This window comes from Anaerotruncus sp. 1XD42-93 (genome assembly GCF_009917605.1).
Lineage (GTDB): Bacteria > Bacillota > Clostridia > Oscillospirales > Ruminococcaceae > Anaerotruncus.
Map to the genome: position 1 here is coordinate 1 of NZ_QZEG01000121.1, position 3,654 is coordinate 3,654.

The following is a 3,654-nucleotide window of genomic DNA, read 5'->3' on the forward strand; positions in this document are numbered from 1 at the left end:
AGGAATCATCAAACAAGAGCAATGCTCTTGTTTGACCCTCTGTACAGAGGGTCAAATCAATCCTGACTGCCTGGTCTGCGGCGCAGAGAATGCCGACCTGTCGGACTGCAAAGGGAAAGCTGAAAAAGAAGATACAAAACAGCCGGAAGGTACCGGCATCTGCAAGCATCATCAGGAACATGACGATGCCTGCGGCTACCAGCCGGAATCGGAGGACAGTGAAGGAAGTCCGTGTACTTATGAGTGCCGTATCTGCCCCATTGAGGACCTGATCGCCGCCCTGCCGGATAAAGTGACGGAGGATAATGCGGACGAGGTGCGGGGGCAGCTTGACGAAATCCTCGCTTTGTTTTCAGTGCTGACAGAGGACGAACAGGAGCAGATCGACCTTTCCCGCTGCTACGAGCTGCAAGGGGCGCTGGACGGGGCCAACGACCCTGCCCCAATAACGGAATCTGTCGAGTATCAAGAGGCGTCCTGGGACGGCAGCCAAGTGACCTATGAGAGCAAGACCGAAACCTGTACCCTCGTTGAAAACAGCGCCGAGGCGGTCACATGGACTACGGGCTGGTACGCGGTCAGCGGCACCGTCACCATTGACCAGCCCATCACCGTCACCGGCGCGGTGAACCTGATCCTGACGAACGGCTGCACCCTCACAGCGGAAAAGGGCATTGTGGCGACGAGCACCAACAGCCTGACCATCTACGCCCAGTCCGAAAATGGCGGCACGCTGAACGCCACCGGCACGACTGACGATAGCGGTAACGCCAGCGCGGGCATCGGCGGCTCTGAAACTGCCCCTGACAGCGGCACGATCACCATTCATGGCGGCGTGATCAACGCCACCGGCGGCGGTCAGTCCGGACGCTACGGCGGTGCGGGTATTGGCGGCGGCACCTCCAGATCTGGGAACGGCGGCAACAGCGGCACGATCATCATTTATGGCAACACGGTTACCGCCAACAGCGGCGAAGGAAGCCTCACTGGCGCAGGAATCGGCGGCGGAGGTGGTTTGATGGGCGGAGGTGCCGGCAACAATATCCAAATTTATGGCGGCAGCGTCACAGCGAGCTCCACCTGCACAGGGACTGGCGGCGCAGGAATCGGTGGCGGTGGCGGTTTGATGGGCGGAGGTGCCGGCAACAATATCCAAATTTATGGCGGCACAATAAACGCCACAGGCAGCGAAGGCAGTGCGGGGATTGGCGGCGGTGGTAGCAACACCATTGATGACTCCAGCCACAAATCCGGCGATGGCGCCGTCACCATCAGCGGCGGCACCGTGACCGCTGTGGGAGGAAACTATGCCGCAGGCATTGGCGGCGGCGGTGGGTACTATTACAGCAGCCAGTACAGCAGTGGCGGTTGTACCGGCGGCACCGGCAGCGTCACCATTTCCGGCGGCATTGTGGACGCTTCCAGTCCCACAGATGTCTATTGGACAGGTTACGCGGGCGCTCCCATCGGCAACGGCGGGAACACAACCGCAGCGGCGACCGTCAGCAAAACCAACGCCATCGTGTTTGAGAACGGCGCGGGCACTGTCTGCGGCGATGTGACCCTTAACGGGAGCTATACTGTCCCTGGGGACTATACGCTGAACATCCCCGTTGGGGCCAGCCTGTCCGGGAGCGGCACATTAAGCGGCGGCAATGCGTTCACCACCGAAAATCTGACGGAGGATATGATCTCTGTCCCCACCAATCTCTATTATGACGGGAAGGACAGGACGGAGTATCTGACAACCGAGCTGTCCGGCGAGCTGGACAAAGGCATTACGATTTGCGGCCAGACCTTTACGGTCAGCGGCTGGACATTGGCGGTTGCAAAGACAGACGACCTGACCTATACCGCCACTTATACAAACAACAACGATAATACAAATACGTTCACGAAAACCATCACGCTCCAGAAGTCCGGCACCGACCTGACCAGTGAGGGCAAGGTGCAAACCTACAAAGGCGATACCCTAACCAAAGACTTCACCGCCAGCGACACCATCACCGTCAAGGCCACACCCACCGCAACCGGGGAGGCTCCGGCCAAAGCGGCGGCACGTCTGAGGGGTAATCCTACTGCGGGACAAATGGCGGTGTTTGTGGGTGATACGCAGGTGTCCGCTCCCGCAGACAAAGGTGCGGACGGCGCCTACACCATGACCGTCAGCGCCGCCGATGTGCTGGTTGCGGCAGGAGGCCCAGGTACGGGAATCACCCTGACGGCGAAATTCGTGGGGAATAACAATATGGCGGACGCGGCAGGGACGGTGCCAGTCAACATTTCCGCCGTTGCGAAGGTCGTAAATGGCAGCTCCACCACCTTCGTGGGCGCTTTGGCCGATGCGTTCATAGAGGGGAACGACGGTGCCATTATTACACTGCTGTCGGAGGTGGATTTAGGTGCCAATTATATTAGCATCGACAATACTTTCACTTTGGATTTGAACGGGCAGACTGTCAAAGCAACTGGCTCTGGCGCATTTAATATCTCAGGCGGCAGCCTTACCATTCAAGACAGCGGAACCGGTGGAAAGATTGAGAGTTCAAATATTACAGTCAGTGTAATTGGCGGAACTCTATCCATCGAAAGCGGGACTGTTTCAGGATTTTACGGTGTGGGAATTTACGGTGGAACCGTCAACATTTCCGGCGGAGTTATCTCGGGAGAGGAAATGGGATTGTGGGTACGCAATTCCGGGAAAGCAGTTCTCTCCGGCGGAACCCTCATAGGAAAATCTGCAGTATCTATAAATGTCGATGCGTCTGTCACGCTGAAAAATCTACTTGCGGAGGGCTATGCCTATCACAGAAATAACCTACCTGTTACAAAGGCAGAAGGATGGGTAGATAGCAATACTTGGGGGGAAGTATCGCTTGATACAAAAGCCCTGCTGACCGGCACAGTGACGGTGAAGAAGTGCAACCATACCGGCGAGGGCGTCTGCGAGTACACCCATGCCACCGGCACCACCACCCACCAGCAGACCTGCCTTGCCTGCGGCCGGGCGGCGGCCGCGGAGAAATGCAGCTTTGACGAAACCGGGGCCTGCCCCTGCGGGGCCGCGCTGGCGGTTGCGCTGCCCGAGGATCTGAACTTGATCTATGACGGCACACTGCAGAGACCCGCCGTCACCGTCACCGTGGACGGGATAACCACGCTCGAAAAGGGTACTGACTATGGGGTGTACTACCTCGACAGCGTCAACGCCGGAAATACGGCAAAAGTGACCGTCACTGGCACAACGTTCACCGGCACCTTCACATTGCCGTTCACAATTAAGCCGGCCACGCCTACGCTTGCATGGGAAAGCACCACACAAGAACTGACCTACACCGGCAACGAGGCGATGATTACTGCGCCCAAAGCAACAGGAGTGAATGGCACCCAGCTTGGTATCACCCACGATACGGGTCCTTGCCAGTTTTCCTATGCAACGCAGGGCAGCAGCGAGTTTACGAATGGCCTGCCCATCAACGCCGGGACTTACACCATCAAGGCCCGTGTTGAGGCAAAGGGCAACTACGCCGCCGCCGACAGCACAAACACACTGACGCTGACCATCAATAAGGCAGCAGCCCCCGCCATTACCTGGCCTGCCGCCAATGGCCTGACCTATGGGCAGAAACTATCCGAGAGTACGCTGAGCGGAGG

General features: G+C 58.0%; 1 pseudogene. It reads left to right on the plus strand.

Annotated features, from left to right (window positions below):
- Positions 1-31: 31 nt before the first annotated feature.
- Positions 32-3,654, plus strand: a pseudogene (locus D5269_RS18415) (hypothetical protein); the annotation flags it as partial.